Annotated in this window: 14 protein-coding genes; 2 read left to right on the forward strand and 12 right to left on the reverse strand. The window is 70.7% G+C overall.

Features of this window, described 5'->3' with window-relative positions; translation table 11 throughout:
* Window positions 1–9: 9 nt before the first annotated feature.
* The 10 genes from lepB (FDO69_RS21060) to proS all read right to left on the reverse strand — a co-directional run bounded on the left by lepB (FDO69_RS21060) (window position 10) and on the right by proS (window position 7,985).
* Window positions 10–972 carry a signal peptidase I gene (gene lepB, locus FDO69_RS21060; RefSeq protein WP_104781418.1) on the reverse strand — a complete coding sequence of 321 codons (963 nt, stop codon included), beginning with the start codon at window positions 970–972 and terminating at the stop codon, window positions 10–12.
* Window positions 860–1,954: a signal peptidase I gene (gene lepB, locus FDO69_RS21065; RefSeq protein WP_104781419.1), complete on the reverse strand. Its 1,095-nt coding sequence runs from the start codon at window positions 1,952–1,954 to the stop codon at window positions 860–862. Before lepB (FDO69_RS21065) ends, lepB (FDO69_RS21060) begins: the two co-directional genes overlap by 113 nt.
* The gene (gene lepB / locus FDO69_RS21070; protein ID WP_104781420.1) at window positions 1,947–2,672 is read right to left on the reverse strand and encodes a signal peptidase I; all 726 of its coding nucleotides are present in this window, start codon (window positions 2,670–2,672) and stop codon (window positions 1,947–1,949) included. Before lepB (FDO69_RS21070) ends, lepB (FDO69_RS21065) begins: the two co-directional genes overlap by 8 nt.
* 45 nt (window positions 2,673–2,717) lie before the next feature.
* The gene (rplS, locus tag FDO69_RS21075; protein WP_104781421.1) at window positions 2,718–3,068 is read right to left on the reverse strand and encodes a 50S ribosomal protein L19; all 351 of its coding nucleotides are present in this window, start codon (window positions 3,066–3,068) and stop codon (window positions 2,718–2,720) included.
* Window positions 3,069–3,204: 136 nt separating this feature from the next.
* Window positions 3,205–4,038, reverse strand: coding sequence for a tRNA (guanosine(37)-N1)-methyltransferase TrmD (gene trmD / locus FDO69_RS21080; protein ID WP_104781422.1), 834 nt, complete (start codon window positions 4,036–4,038; stop codon window positions 3,205–3,207).
* On the reverse strand, window positions 4,038–4,598 hold the full coding sequence (rimM, locus tag FDO69_RS21085; RefSeq protein ID WP_104781423.1) for a ribosome maturation factor RimM: 561 nt from the start codon (window positions 4,596–4,598) through the stop codon (window positions 4,038–4,040). Before rimM ends, trmD begins: the two co-directional genes overlap by 1 nt.
* A gap of 84 nt (window positions 4,599–4,682) precedes the next feature.
* Window positions 4,683–4,922, reverse strand: a complete 240-nt coding sequence (locus FDO69_RS21090; RefSeq protein WP_003973401.1) for an RNA-binding protein — start codon at window positions 4,920–4,922, stop codon at window positions 4,683–4,685.
* Between the two features lie 2 nt (window positions 4,923–4,924).
* Complete coding sequence (gene rpsP, locus FDO69_RS21095) at window positions 4,925–5,341, reverse strand: 30S ribosomal protein S16 (protein ID WP_104781424.1); 417 nt, start codon at window positions 5,339–5,341, stop codon at window positions 4,925–4,927.
* Window positions 5,342–5,635: 294 nt separating this feature from the next.
* Complete coding sequence (locus tag FDO69_RS21100) at window positions 5,636–6,238, reverse strand: hypothetical protein (RefSeq protein WP_104781425.1); 603 nt, start codon at window positions 6,236–6,238, stop codon at window positions 5,636–5,638.
* Between the two features lie 331 nt (window positions 6,239–6,569).
* Entirely contained in the window at window positions 6,570–7,985 is a 1,416-nt protein-coding gene (proS, locus tag FDO69_RS21105; protein WP_104781426.1) for a proline--tRNA ligase, read from the reverse strand.
* Window positions 7,986–8,184: 199 nt separating this feature from the next.
* Between proS and FDO69_RS21110 the strand changes: the two genes are divergently transcribed.
* Both FDO69_RS21110 and FDO69_RS42725 read left to right on the forward strand, forming a co-directional pair.
* Window positions 8,185–9,039: a methyltransferase domain-containing protein gene (locus tag FDO69_RS21110; protein WP_104781427.1), complete on the forward strand. Its 855-nt coding sequence runs from the start codon at window positions 8,185–8,187 to the stop codon at window positions 9,037–9,039.
* Window positions 9,040–9,121: 82 nt separating this feature from the next.
* On the forward strand, window positions 9,122–9,253 hold the full coding sequence (locus tag FDO69_RS42725; protein WP_267896247.1) for a hypothetical protein: 132 nt from the start codon (window positions 9,122–9,124) through the stop codon (window positions 9,251–9,253).
* Between the two features lie 78 nt (window positions 9,254–9,331).
* Here FDO69_RS42725 and ffh read toward each other — a convergent pair whose 3' ends face one another.
* Window positions 9,332–10,882: a signal recognition particle protein gene (ffh, locus tag FDO69_RS21115; RefSeq protein WP_104781428.1), complete on the reverse strand. Its 1,551-nt coding sequence runs from the start codon at window positions 10,880–10,882 to the stop codon at window positions 9,332–9,334.
* A gap of 81 nt (window positions 10,883–10,963) precedes the next feature.
* A complete protein-coding gene (locus tag FDO69_RS21120) occupies window positions 10,964–13,429 on the reverse strand; it encodes a [protein-PII] uridylyltransferase (RefSeq protein ID WP_104781429.1) in 2,466 nt (821 codons plus the stop codon).
* Window positions 13,430–13,439: the final 10 nt, after the last annotated feature.

The raw sequence follows: 13,439 nt of genomic DNA on the forward strand, positions 1-13,439 counted from the left end.
TGGTCGGGATCACTGCTTCCGGCGACGCCAGAGCACCACCGGCACCACGCCGAGGAGCGCGATTCCCTGCGGCGCGACCGTCAATCCCGCGGCGGCCGGCTGGGCGTTCAGCCCGGGCTGGTCGAAGGTGTCCGGCACCGGCAGGGTGGCCCAGCGGTTGATCGGCCAGGCGACGACGACGGCGCGTCCGACGACGTCCTTGACCGGGACCATGCCGTGGTTCTTGTCGGACTGGTTGTAGCGGGAGTCCCGCGAGTTCTGCCGGTGGTCGCCCATGACCCAGATGTAGCCCTTGGGGACCTTGACCTTGAACTGGCCGCCCTGGTCGTCGACGCTGCACGGCGTGTTGCCGGCGTAGACGTAGTCCTGCTCGTCCAGCGCCTTGCCGTTGACCATGAGCGGGCCGGTGTTCTTGCACTCGATCGTGTCGCCGCCGACGCCGACGACGCGCTTGATGAGGTCCTTCTCCTCCGCGGACGGCATGAGGCCGATCCAGCTGAGGAAGGTCTGCAGCGCGTTCGGGTCCGTGGTCGGCTCCCCCGCCAGCCAGTTGTCCGGGTCGTGGAACACGACGACCTCGCCGCGCTCGGGCTCGGAGCCGAACCAGGGCGTGAGCTTGTCGACCAGGACGCGGTCACCCTGCTGGAGGGTGTTCTGCATCGAGTCGGAGGGGATGGAGAACGCCTGCACCAGGAAGGTCTTGATCAGCAGCGCCAGCACCAGCGCGATACCGATCAGGATGGGCAGCTCCTTCCAGAAGGAGCGCGGCTTCTTCGGTGTCCTGGCCGTACCGCCCGGTCCCTGGCCCTCGGCTGTCGTGTGCTCGCCCGTCACCCTGCCGTCCTCGACTGCCCCGGAGTCATTCCCGGAGGTCACGGCGCTGTCCGCGGCCGGGACGGCGGATTGCGCGGGGCGTCCGCGGTGCTCCTCGCCGTCGTGTCCGGACCGTGCGCCAACCGCCACATCCCCCACGCCAACTCCTCACTCTGTGCCGCCGCCTGCCCCATACGCGGCGCAGGCCCACCACTCCCATAACGAGCGGGAGTTCCGCAGGGGTCGGGAGCTGGATCGTTCCGTTCGGATCGTAGGGGCCAACCCTATGCGACAGTTCGGGAGCAGCGGTCGACCCGGTGGCCGAGTCGGACACGGTGGCGTACGTATTCGGCTCCTCCAGCATGTTCCAGTGCCCGAAGGGCCAGGCGATGACCATGGCGCGGCCCACCACCTCGTCCTGGGAGACCGTGCCCCCGTAGTCGGTGTCCTGGTGGGCGCGGGAGTCCGCGGAGTTGTTCCGGTGGTCACCCATCACCCACAGCCGCCCCTGAGGGACAATGATGTCGAACGGCGTGTCGGACGGGGCGGCGCCGGGGTACAGGTAGTCCTCGTTCAGCGGGACGCCGTTGACGGTCACCCGCCCTTGCGTGTCGCAGCACTTGACGCGGTCGCCGCCGACGCCGACGACCCGCTTGATGAGGTCCTTCTCGTTCTCGGACGGCAACAGGCCGATGAAGGTGAGCCCTTCCTTCACCTGCTTGATGACGACGGGGTCGGACTTCTGCGTGGTGGGCTGCTCGTCCTGGAGCCAGCCGCCGGGGTCCTTGAAGACGACGACGTCCCCGCGCTGCGGCTCCGAGCCGAACCACGGGGTGAGTTTGTCGACCAGGACGCGGTCGCCGATCTGGATCGTCTGCTCCATGGAGCCGGACGGGATGACGAAGGCCTGGACGAGGAACGTCTTCAGCACGAGCGCTATCAGGACCGCCACGCCCACGAGGAGCGGTATCTCCTTCACGGCACCGCGCCTGCGGCGCCGCTTGACCTTGCGCTGGAGCTTGCGGCGCTCGGCCCGGGTACGGCCGCTGCCGGACGGACCGGCGGCCCGCCGGGCGCCGGTGGGCAGCAGGTTCTCCGCGGGGCCCGCAGGGACGCCGCGCGGTTTGCCGCGGTTACCCATGGGCGCCCGCCCGGCCGGCGTCGGGCACGCGCGCGTAGGCGTCCGGCCGGTGCAGCCGGGTGGCGTGACCGAACGGCCAGGTGATCCAGTCGGCGCGGCCGATCACGTCGTCGACGGGGATCATGCCGCCGCCCGGCGAGCCGAGGTGGTCGCGGGAGTCGCTGGAGTCGCTGCGGTGGTCGCCGAGGACGAACAGGGTGCCGCCGGGCACGACGACGTCGAAGGGCACCGTGGACGGGCTGTCGCCGGGATACAGGAAGCCCGACTCGTCGACCGGCCGGCCGTTCACCTGGATCCTCCCCTCCGTGTCGCAGCAGACCACGCGGTCTCCCCCCACACCGACAACGCGTTTGACGTAGTCCGCGTGCCCGAAGTACCCGGTCCCGTCGAACACGACGATGTCTCCCCGCTGCGGCACGGCACCGAAACGGTACGCCAACTTATTTACGAGAACCCGGTCCCCGATCCTCAATCCCGGCTCCATCGATCCGCTGGGGATCTGGAACGGCCGCAGCACGAACGTGCTGAGCAACAGCAGGAACACCAGGCAGACCAGCAGGGTGAGGGTGATCCGGCCGCCCGGGACCCAGGAGCTGACGCGCGCCACCAACGCGAAACGCGACCGGTCCTCCGGCCCTGCGGGTTCCGAGGTGGTCGTCTCGGAGCCGGAAGGGCGGGAGGAGCGGTCGCGCTCCGTGGGCTGTGCTTCGGTGTCCATCGGAGCCAGATGCTATCCGGCCCCGACGCGAACCCCGGAGAGCGCTCAGTTCTCGCGCTTCTCCTTGATCTTCGCGGCCTTGCCGCGCAGCTCGCGCAGGTAGTACAGCTTGGCGCGGCGGACGTCACCCTTGGTGACGAGCTCGATCTTCTCGACGATCGGGGTGTGCACCGGGAAGGTGCGCTCGACGCCGACGGAGAAGGAGACCTTGCGGACCGTGAAGGTCTCGCGCACGCCGGAACCCTGGCGGCGGATCACGACGCCCTTGAACTGCTGCACACGGGAGCGGTTGCCCTCGATGACGCGGACGTGCACGTTGACGGTGTCACCCGGACGGAAGGCGGGGACGTCGTCGCGCAGCGACGCGGAGTCGACAGTGTCGAGCAGGTGAGACATTTCGTCTGCTTTCCTCGCTGATGCCACAGGTCATCAACGGAAACTAGGTGTTTCGGAATCAGGGATGTGCGGGTCGGGACGGACGTCGTCTCCCCCTGTGGCAGGGGCGCACGCCGGACGGACGCACAACAGCTCGCTATTCTTCCACGCCGTCGGTCCTGCGCCAAAATCGGCCGTACGGCTCCCCCGCCGGGTCGGGTGCCCAGCCCAGGATGGAGAGCATCTCGCGGTCCTTCTTGTCGAAGGCCTTGGGGTCGCAGCGCTCGATGAGGTCGGGCCGGTGGGCGGTGGTGCGCTTGAGGGCCTCGTCGCGGCGCCAGCGGGCGATCTTCCCGTGGTGGCCGCTGAGCAGCACGTCGGGGATGTCCCGGCCGCGCCACTCGGGGGGCTTGGTGTAGACGGGCCCTTCGAGCAGGTTCGCCATGGCGCCGGGCGCGAAGGAGTCGTCCCGGTGGGACTCGGCGTTGCCCAGGACGCCCGGCAGCAGCCGCGCCACGGCCTCCGTGACGACGAGGACGGCCGCCTCGCCGCCGGCCAGGACGTAGTCGCCGATGGACACCTCGTACACCGGCATCCGTGTCGCGTACTCGTCGACGACGCGGCGGTCGATGCCCTCGTAGCGGGCCGGGGTGAAGATCAGCCAGGGGCGCTCGGAGAGGTGGACGGCGAGTTCCTGGGTGAAGGGCCGGCCGCTGGGCGTGGGCACGATGAGGGCGGGCGCCCGGGAGCCCGTCTCGTAGCCGTCGGCGAGGACGGAGTCCAATGCGTCTCCCCACGGCTCGGTCTTCATGACCATGCCGGGGCCGCCGCCGTACGGGGTGTCGTCGACCGTGTTGTGACGGTCGTAGGTCCAGGACCGCAGGTCGTGGACGTGCACGTTCAGCTGTCCGCGCGCTCGCGCCTTGCCGACGAGGGAGACGTTCAGCGGTTCCAGGTACTCGGGGAAGATCGTGACGACGTCGAGGCGCATCACGACTCGTCCTGGCCGGAGACGTCGTCCCGGCTGGAGGCGATCTCGGCGCGGTCGTCGATCAGGCCCGGCGGCGGGGTGATGACGGCCTTCTGCTCCTCGAGGTCGATCTCGGCGACGATCTCCTCGACGAAGGGGATCATCACCTCGCTGCCGTCGGGACGCTCCACGATGAACAGGTCCTGGGTGGGCAGGTGCGAGATCTCCGTGATCCGGCCGACCTCGGTGCCGTCCGCGGTGACCACGTCGAGGTCGATGAGCTGATGGTCGTAGTACTCGTCCTCGCCCTCGGGCAGTTCCTCCGGGTCGATCTCGGCGATCAGGAGGGTGTTGCGCAGGGCCTCGGCGCCGGTGCGATCGCTGACGCCCTCGAAGCGCAGCAGGAGACGGCCGCTGTGGACGCGGCCCGTCTCGATGGTGAGCGGTCCCGCGGATGCGGGATCGGTGGTGAGCACGGCACCGGGGCCGAGCCTCAGCTCCGGCTCGTCGGTCCGTACCTCGACGGTGACCTCACCCTTGATGCCATGGGCACGGCCGATCCGTGCGACTACCAGCTGCACGTGTCCATTCTCCTGTCATACGACTGCGGGCCGGGGACGGCCCAGTGGCCCTCCCCGGCCCGAGCCGGAACTGCTCCGAAAGCGTCAGCGAACGTGGTCCACGTCGACGAGGTCGACGCGGACGCCCCGGCCGCCGATGGCGCCCACGACGGTACGCAGGGCACGAGCGGTGCGGCCGTTGCGGCCGATCACCTTGCCGAGGTCGTCCGGGTGGACCCGGACCTCGAGCACGCGACCGCGACGCAGGTTGCGCGAGGCGACCTGCACATCGTCAGGGTTGTCGACGATGCCCTTCACGAGGTGCTCGAGAGCCTCCTCGAGCATGCTCAGGCCTCGGTCGAAGCGGACTCGGCGGCCTCGTCCTTCTTCTCGGCCTTCTTCTTCTGGGTGATCGCCTCACCCTTGCCCTCGTCGTCGCCGCCGATGGCCTCGAACGACGGGCGCGCGGCCTTCTCGGGCTGCGTCAGCAGCGGAGCCGGGGCGGGCTCGCCCTTGTACTTCTGCCAGTCGCCGGTCTTCTTGAGGATGGCCATCACGGGCTCGGTCGGCTGGGCGCCGACACCGAGCCAGTACGCCACACGCTCGGCGTCGACCTCGATCACCGACGGGTTGTACGTCGGGTGGTACTTGCCGATCTCCTCGATGGCCCGGCCGTCACGGCGGGTACGGGAGTCGGCGACGACGATGCGGTAGTGAGGCGAACGGATCTTGCCCAGACGCTTCAGCTTGATCTTGACTGCCACGGGAGTGGGTTCTCCTGGATTTGACGTGGTTGGGCACGGCGAGAATGCCGCGTGGGGTTGCGGTACCCGAGTGCCCGATGGACGCGTCAGCCGGAGGCGAGAGGGTTCCTGTGCGGCTGTCGAGTACAGCTAGCCATTGTGCCACACCCGGCGGGTCGCTCCGGGCCGGGGGCCTGATCCGCTGTGCGGGCACGCCGATGGCGCACCCGGCGTGAGAGGTGAGGCACGTCGGGTGCGCCATCGGCCCGAGCCCTGCGCCGAAGACCGGCAGCCACGAGATGCCGGTGCGGGGCGTCAGCTCGCTACCGCTCCCACGATGTCCGGGATCCGGAACGGCTTGCCGCAGCCGCCGCAGACGATCGGGGCCTGGGCGAGGACGGACGGGACGACCCGGACGTTGCGTCCGCAGTCGCAGACCGCCTTGACGCGTACACCGCCGCCCGAGGAGCCGTGCCGGGCGGCCGGACCCCGGAAGGTGCGGGACGTGTCGGAGGAGGTCGCCGCGGTGTGGGCCTTCAGGGCACGCTGGAGACGCTCCATCGTCGGGCGGTAACGGCGCTTCGCCTCGGGGGTGAGCGTGACCAGGGAGAATCCGCTGCTGGGATGCGGTTCCTCGGGGTGGTCCAGGCCCAGCTCCTCGGCGATCGCGAGGAATCTGCGGTTGTGGTAGCGGCCGGCACGGGAGGTGTCGCGAACGCCGCGCGAGGCGGCGATGCCATGGACTGCCTCATGGAGCAGTCGCTCGAAGGAGAGCTCGTGACCGCACGCGGACGACGACTCCCCGATCAGGGACTCTGGCGCGGCAAGGTCGGGCAGCTCGGGGTGGTACCGCTGAATATCGGCCCACGCCTGTGCCAGCTCTGCGGCGAGTACAGGTGGTGTCTGTGTCGTGCTCACGTAATGACAACGAGCCGGGGTGCCCCAGTGTTCCGATTCCGGGCCATCCCAAATAATTTGCACGTACCCGTCAGTTGCCTCTGATGCGTCCTGACGAGGGCGGGTGCGCAGATCTGTGGATAAGCCTCACAGCTCACCACAAGGTGGTGCGTACTCCCGCGTACGCCCGCCCGTCTCCCGCCACCACCCTCAACCGAGGCCCTTCGGGCCACCCTCTGGCTGGGGCGTAAAACACGTCCGTGCGCCAGCTGGGGCGCAGAACACGTCCGCGCGCCGGGGCGACAGAGGTGTGTGGATCCGCAAGAGGCGTTTCGGCCGCCTTGCGCCTCACTCAGTAAGCGCGTGCGACGACCGCGACGTTACCGGGTGCGTCGTCGGCGTCCGGCACCGACCCGTCCTCGGCGACCAGACACCGTACGGTCACCGCGCGATCGGCGAGCTTGGCCTCGCCCTCCTCGCCCAGGACGGCCCAGGGGATGCGGGCCCAGCCGCCGTCGGTGGCCACCTCGACGGCCTCCTCGAAGGTGGAGACCTCGGCCGTACGGGACTCCCGGCGTTCACGGGACTGCTCCAGCAGGAGTGCCTGGTCCTCTTCGAGGACCTTCGGCAGCAGCGCGACCAGCTCGTCCAGCGGCACCGGGCCCTTGCCTCCGGGGATGCGGCGGGCCAGCATCGCGGTGCCGTTCTCCAGGTCGCGCGGGCCGATCTCGATCCGGACCGGCACGCCCTTGAGCTCCCAGTCGACCGCGCGACGGCCGAAGGGGGTGTCGGTGCGGTCGTCGACGTGGACGCGGACACCGGCCGCCTTCAGCCGGTCGCCGAGCTCACGGACCTTGGCCAGAACCGTCTCGTCGCCCTTGATCGCGAGCACGACGGCCTGGATCTGCGCCAGCCGCGGCGGGACGCGCAGGCCGTTGTCGTCGCCGTGCATCATCACCAGGGCACCGATCATGCGGGTGGTGGAACCCCAGGAGGTCTGCCAGACCAGCTCCTGCCGGCCGCCCTTGGACAGGTACCGGGTGTTGAAGGCCTTCGCGAAGTTCTGGCCCAGTTCGTGGCTCGTGGCCATCTGCAGGGCCTTGCCGTCGCCCATCATGCCTTCGAGGGTGAGGGTGTTGATCGCGCCGGCGAACCGCTCCCTGACGGTCTTGCGGCCGGGGACGACGTCCATCGCGAGGACGTTCAGCATGAAGTCCTCGTAGACCGCCCGGTGGATGCGCGCGGCGAAATCGCGCGCCTCCTCGTAGGTGGCGTGCGCGGTGTGACCCTCCTGCCAGAGGAACTCGGAGGTCCGCAGGAACAGGCGAGGCCGCAGTTCCCAGCGCACGACGTTCGCCCACTGGTTGATAAGCAGCGGCAGATCACGGTAGCTCTGCACCCACTTCGAGAAGTACTCGTTGATGATCATCTCGGAGGTGGGCCGGACCACGGCGGGCTCTTCGAGCTCCTTGCCACCACCGTGGGTGACGACGGCCAGCTCGGGCGCGAAGCCCTCGACGTGGTCGGCCTCCCGGGCGAGGTACGACTCGGGGATCAGCAGGGGGAAGTACGCGTTCTGGGTGCCCGTCTCCTTGATGCGGGCGTCCATCTCCGCCTGCATCCGCTCCCACAGCCCGTATCCGTACGGTCGGATGACCATGGTGCCGCGCACCGGCCCGTTGTCGGCGAGCTCCGCTTTGGTGATCAAGTCCTGGTACCAGCGCGGGAAATCGTCCGCCCGAGGGGTGAGAACAGGTGCCTTCGCCATGGCGAGATGGTACGGGCCCAGATTGCCGGAATGTGAAATCTCGCCATAGGCACATGACAACTCACAGACCCTGCCGCATTCCACTGGACGACGGGTCGAGGGGGGAGTTTCCTGGCATACGGGGGTAGTGCGAGCGCACTGTCACGGGGGCCATGGAATCGGGCAAGAGGCAACTCTCGGCGGATTGGGGCGCTTACTTATGACACCTACGCTCGTGCGGCAGCACCTGCCTCACGCGGGGGCCGCACCCCGCGTGGACCTGCGTGCACGCGCGCGTGACTGGTCCGAGATCCAGGAGCGGATGCTCGTACCGCTCTACGAGGCCGTCTACGAGCGACTGGACGTGGGTCCCGCGACGCGGCTGCTCGGCCTCGGCTGCGGTTCCGGGCTCTCCCTGCTGATGGCCGCCGCCCGGGGAGCGGCGGTCACCGGTGTCGACGCTTCCCCCGAAAGAATGGCCCTGGCGCGGGAGCGGCTGCGCCCCGAGGCGGCGGGCACGCGTGCGCGTCCGGAAGCCCGGCTGGTCGACGGCTCGCCCCGGGACACCGCGGAGCCGGGCGCTCCCGGCTACACCCTGGTGACCGCCTTCGAGCCGATCGGGTGCCTGGCGGGCGACTCGGAGGGGCTGGCCGGAGTACTCGCGGAGGCGATGCCGCTCGCCCGGCGCGGTGCGGCCGTGGTGCTGGCGGGCTGGGGTCCGCCGGAGCGCTGCGCCACGGCGTCCGTGATGCGGGTGGCCACGAAGCTGGCCGAGCCGCTGCGCACCTCGGGCAGCTGGCGCCCCGCCTGCCGGGACGACCTGGAGGACGTCGCCCACCGGGCCGGGCTCAGGCCGGACGGGTCGGGGCGGGTGGCGTGCCCCTTCGGCTACGCCGACGTGGACAGCGCGGTACGCGGCCTGAAATCCACGGGTCTGTTCGACGCGGCGATGACGGCGACGGACCAGGCGCAGGTCGACAAGGAGCTGACCGAGGCCCTGCATCCGCACCAGCGGCAGGACGGGACGGTGTGGATGCCGAACGTGTTCCGGTACCTGATCGCCCGGACACCCTGAGGAACAGCACAGCACTCCCGATGCAGGCGTGAATGGTGTGAAGAAAGCACCAAGGGGAGCTTGTGGTCCCATCAAGTGGATCATGAACGCTTCATCTGATCCACCGCATGCCTTCTGCGAGACGTACGTGGTCCCGGCGAACGCCAAGAGCGTCGAGGTCCACTGGTCCGAGGAGGACGGCGAGCCGTACGTCTGGAAGTTCCCGAACGGCTGACCGGCGAGCCGCCGACACGCCGCTGAGGGCGCCCCCCTTTCGACAGGGGGGCGCCCTCAGCGCGGTCGGGACGGGCCGTCAGCCCATGAACTTCTTGAACTCGTCGGGCAGTTCGAAGTCCTTGCCGCCCTGCTGCGGCAGTCCGAAGGCGCTACCGCCCTCGGCCGCGGCGGCCCGGCGGGCGGCCTCCTCCTGCTCCTGCTGCTTGCGCTTCATCGGGTTGCCGGAGCGCTGCTTGCCCTTGGCCTGCTTCTGCTTCTTCTTGGCGCGGCCGGGGCCACCACCCATGCCGGGCATCCCCGGCATCCCGGGCATGCCGCCGCCCTGGGCCATGCGGGACATCATCTTGCGGGCCTCGAAGAACCGCTCGACGAGGTTCTTGACCGCGCTGACCTCGACGCCGGAGCCCTTGGCGATACGGGCGCGGCGCGAGCCGTTGATGATCGTCGGCTCCTGGCGCTCGGCCGGGGTCATCGACTTGATGATGGCGGCCGTGCGGTCGACGTCCCGCTCGTCGAGGTTGTTGATCTGGTCCTTCATCTGGCCCATGCCCGGCAGCATGCCGAGCAGCTTGGAGATGGAGCCCATCTTGCGGACCTGCTCCATCTGGGCCAGGAAGTCGTCCAGGGTGAAGTCCTGGCCCTTCTTGGACGCCAGCTTGGAGGCCATCTTCTCGGCCTCTTCCTGGCTGAACGTCTTCTCCGCCTGCTCGATCAGGGTGAGCAGGTCACCCATGTCGAGGATGCGGGAGGCCATCCGGTCAGGGTGGAACGCGTCGAAGTCGTCGAGCTTCTCGCCGTTGGAGGCGAACATGATCGGCTTGCCGGTGATCTGCCGGATCGACAGGGCGGCACCACCGCGGGCGTCACCGTCGAGCTTGGAGAGCACCACGCCGTCGAAGCCGACGCCGTCGCGGAAGGCCTCGGCGGTGTTGACCGCGTCCTGGCCGATCATCGCGTCGACGACGAACAGGATCTCGTCCGGGGAGACGGCGTCGCGGATGTCCGCGGCCTGCTGCATCATCTCCTGGTCGATACCGAGACGGCCGGCGGTGTCCACGATCACGATGTCGTGGACCTTGGACTTGGCGTGCTCGATGGAGTCCTTGGCGACCTTGACCGGGTCACCGACGCCGTTGCCCGGCTCCGGCGCGTAGACGCTGACGCCGGCGCGCTCGGCGACGACGCTCAGCTGGTTCACGGCGTTGGGGCGCTGGAGGTCACAGGCGACCAGCAGCGGCGAGTGGCCCTGCTCCTTCAGCCAGTGGCCGAGCTTGCCCGCGAGGGTGGTCTTACCGGCACCCTGGAGACCCGCCAGCATGATCACGGTGGGCGGGTTCTTGGCGAAGCGCAGGCGCCGGGTCTCGCCGCCGAGGATCGTGACCAGTTCGTCGTTGACGATCTTGAGGACCTGCTGGGCGGGGTTCAGCGCCTTGCTGACCTCGGCGCCGAGGGCGCGCTCCTTGACGTTCTTGATGAACGTCCGGACGACGGGAAGCGCCACGTCCGCCTCGAGCAGCGCGATCCGGATCTCGCGCGCCGTGGCGTCGATGTCCGCCTCGGAGAGCCGTCCCTTGCCGCGCAGGTTCTTGAAGGTCGCTGAGAGGCGATCGGAAAGAGTATCGAACACGGCGCTCGCGGTCCTCGGGGTCGGTGGCTACAGGGAATCGCCCTCCAGGGTATCCCGGCGTGACAAGTCGCCGGGTCGGCCTCACCCTCGCAGTGTCTCCTCCAGCTTCCGCGCCACCGCCGCCGCCTCGTCGCCGGGCAGCGGCGCGCCTTCCGGGCCGGTCACGTAGAAGGCGTCGACGGCGTTGGCGCCGAGGGTCGAGACATGGGCGCTGCGCACCCGCACGTTCGCGTCCTCCAGGGCGCGGCCGATGCGGAACAGCAGGCCCGGGGCGTCCTGGGAGCGGACCTCGATGACCGTGGCCAGCCGGGAGGCGGCCGGGTGGACCGACACCCGGGCCGCGGGGGCGATCACGCCCCGGCGGCGCGGATAGGCCGCGTCCCGTTCGGCGAGGCGGCCGGCGATGTCCAGGGAGCCGTCCAGGGCCCGGACGAGGTCCGAGCGCAGCCGGGCGGCCTGCGGCAGCGAGCCGTACTCGGCCGCGACGCGCCAGTCCAGCAGCAGGACGGAACCGTCCACGCCGTCCGGCAGGTGCAGGGAGCGCAGTTCCGCGGTGCGAACGGTCAGCCGGTGCATGGCGAGGACGCCGGCCACCGCGGGCAGCACCCCGGGCTGGTCGGGCACGGCGATGAGCAGCTCCACGCCGAGCGGCTCGGGGTCGCCGGACGGCTCCTGCCCGGCGGGCGGCTCGGTCTGGGCCCGCAGCGAGAGCACCGGGCTGCCCGTCGCGGCCGCCTCCAGGGCGAGCCGCTCCTGCTCGGCGGTCGGCGCGGCCTCCTCGGGGTCGTCCGGGGCGTCGCCGGCGAGCACCGCCGAGACCCGTTTGACCAGGTCGGCGACGAGCGAGCCGCGCCAGGACGACCAGGCTGCCGGGCCGGTGGCGAGGGCGTCGGCCTCGGTGAGCGCGTGCAGCAGCTCCAGCGTGCCCTCGGAGCCGACGGCCTCGGCGACCGAGCGCACGGTGGCCGGGTCCTCCAGGTCGCGCCGGGTCGCGGTGTCGATCAGCGTGAGGTGGTGCCGCACGAGGGTGGCGATGACGGTCACGTCGTGGCGGTCGAAGCCGATGCGGGTGGCCACGTCCTTGGCGATGATCTCGCCCGCCACGGAGTGGTCGCCGGGCCAGCCCTTGCCGATGTCGTGCAGCAGCGCGGCGACCAGCAGCAGGTCGGGGCGGCTGACCCGGCGGGTGAACTCGGAGGCGCGCACCGCGGTCTCGATGAGGTGCCGGTCGACGGTCCACAGGTGCACGGCGTTGCGCTGCGGGCGGCAGCGGACCCGCTCCCAGTCGGGCAGCAGCCGGGTGATCAGCCCCTCCGCCTCCAGCGCCTCCCAGACCTCGATGGTGGGGCGGCCGGAGCCGAGCAGGGTGACGAGCTGTTCACGGGCCTCGGCGGGCCAGGGCGTGGGCAGCGGGCGCACGGTGGCCGCCAGGCGCCGTACGGCGTGCAGCGAGAGCGGGAGGCCGGCCTGCGCGGCGGCGGCCGCGGCGCGCAGCGGCAGCACGGGGTCGCGTTCGGGGCGCGCGGCGCGGGCGAGCACCACCTCGCCGTCCTGCTCCACCACACCCTCGGCCAGCGGAGAGCGCTCGGCGGTCGGTTTCCCGCTGCCGAGCGCCCGCCCGCCGCCCAGCATGGCGCGCAGCCGGGGCCGCACGGCGCGCGACCGCAGGACGCGCCCCACCTCGCGCCAGGTGACATCACTGGCGTACGAGATGAGCCGGGCCGCCTCGTACACCTGCCGCAGCAGGGTGTCCGCGTCGAGCAGGCCCAGCTCGGCGGCCACCTGGTCCTGCTCCTGGAGGGCGAGCCGGTCGGTGGCGCGCCCGGTGGCCAGGTGCAGGGCGTCCCGGATGTCCAGGAGCCGGCGCCGGGCGTCGGCCAGGCCCTCGCGCGGGGCGTCGGCGAGCCAGGAGGCGGCGACGGCGCGCAGCGCGGTGGCGTCGCGCAGTCCGCCGCGGGCCTCCTTCAGGTCGGGTTCCAGCAGGTACTGCAGCTCGCCCTGGCGCTCGGCGCGTTCGGCGCACAGTTCCTGGAGTTCGGGCAGGCGTTTGGGGGCCTGGTTGCGCCAGTCGGCCAGGACGGCCGTACGCAGCGAGGCGGTGAGGCCGAGGTCACCGGCGATGTGCCGGGCGTCCAGCAGTCCGAGCTGCACCTTGAGGTCCTCACCGGCGGTCTTGCGGGCCTCGGCCGGTGTGCGGACGGAGTGGTCGAGGTCCAGGCCCAGGTCCCAGACGGGGTACCAGAGTCGGTCGGCGAGGGCGGCGACGGCCTTGGCGTCGCTGCCGTCGTGCAGCAGGAGCAGGTCGAGGTCGCTGCGCGGGGACAGCTCGCCGCGTCCGTAGCCGCCGACGGCGACGAGGGAGGCCCCGCGCAGGCCCTCGGCGCCCGCCGCGAACAGGCCGGTGAGCCAGTCGTCCGTGAGCTCGGCCAGCGCCGCACGGCGCGGCGGCCCGGACCGCGCCTCCTCGGTGAGGAGACGCAGCCGGGCCGCCGCGTAGCCGCTGGGTCCCGAGTCCTCTGCTTCCTTCTGCACGTCCGTACCCGTCACCCAGCGACTC

Source organism: Streptomyces tibetensis (assembly GCF_007655005.1).
Classification (GTDB): Bacteria; Actinomycetota; Actinomycetes; order Streptomycetales; family Streptomycetaceae; genus Streptomyces; species Streptomyces tibetensis.

Excerpts from the sequence above, each read along its gene's own strand:
- FDO69_RS21090 (WP_003973401.1), bottom strand. The coding sequence starts at position 4,922 with ATGCTCGAGGAGGCTCTCGAGCACCTCGTGAAGGGCATCGTCGACAAC.
- FDO69_RS42725 (WP_267896247.1), top strand. The coding sequence starts at position 9,122 with ATGAACGCTTCATCTGATCCACCGCATGCCTTCTGCGAGACGTACGTG.
- lepB (WP_104781420.1), bottom strand. The coding sequence starts at position 2,672 with ATGGACACCGAAGCACAGCCCACGGAGCGCGACCGCTCCTCCCGCCCT.
- rplS (WP_104781421.1), bottom strand. The coding sequence starts at position 3,068 with ATGTCTCACCTGCTCGACACTGTCGACTCCGCGTCGCTGCGCGACGAC.
- FDO69_RS21110 (WP_104781427.1), top strand. The coding sequence starts at position 8,185 with ATGACACCTACGCTCGTGCGGCAGCACCTGCCTCACGCGGGGGCCGCA.
- lepB (WP_104781419.1), bottom strand. The coding sequence starts at position 1,954 with ATGGGTAACCGCGGCAAACCGCGCGGCGTCCCTGCGGGCCCCGCGGAG.
- trmD (WP_104781422.1), bottom strand. The coding sequence starts at position 4,038 with ATGCGCCTCGACGTCGTCACGATCTTCCCCGAGTACCTGGAACCGCTG.
- proS (WP_104781426.1), bottom strand. The coding sequence starts at position 7,985 with ATGGCGAAGGCACCTGTTCTCACCCCTCGGGCGGACGATTTCCCGCGC.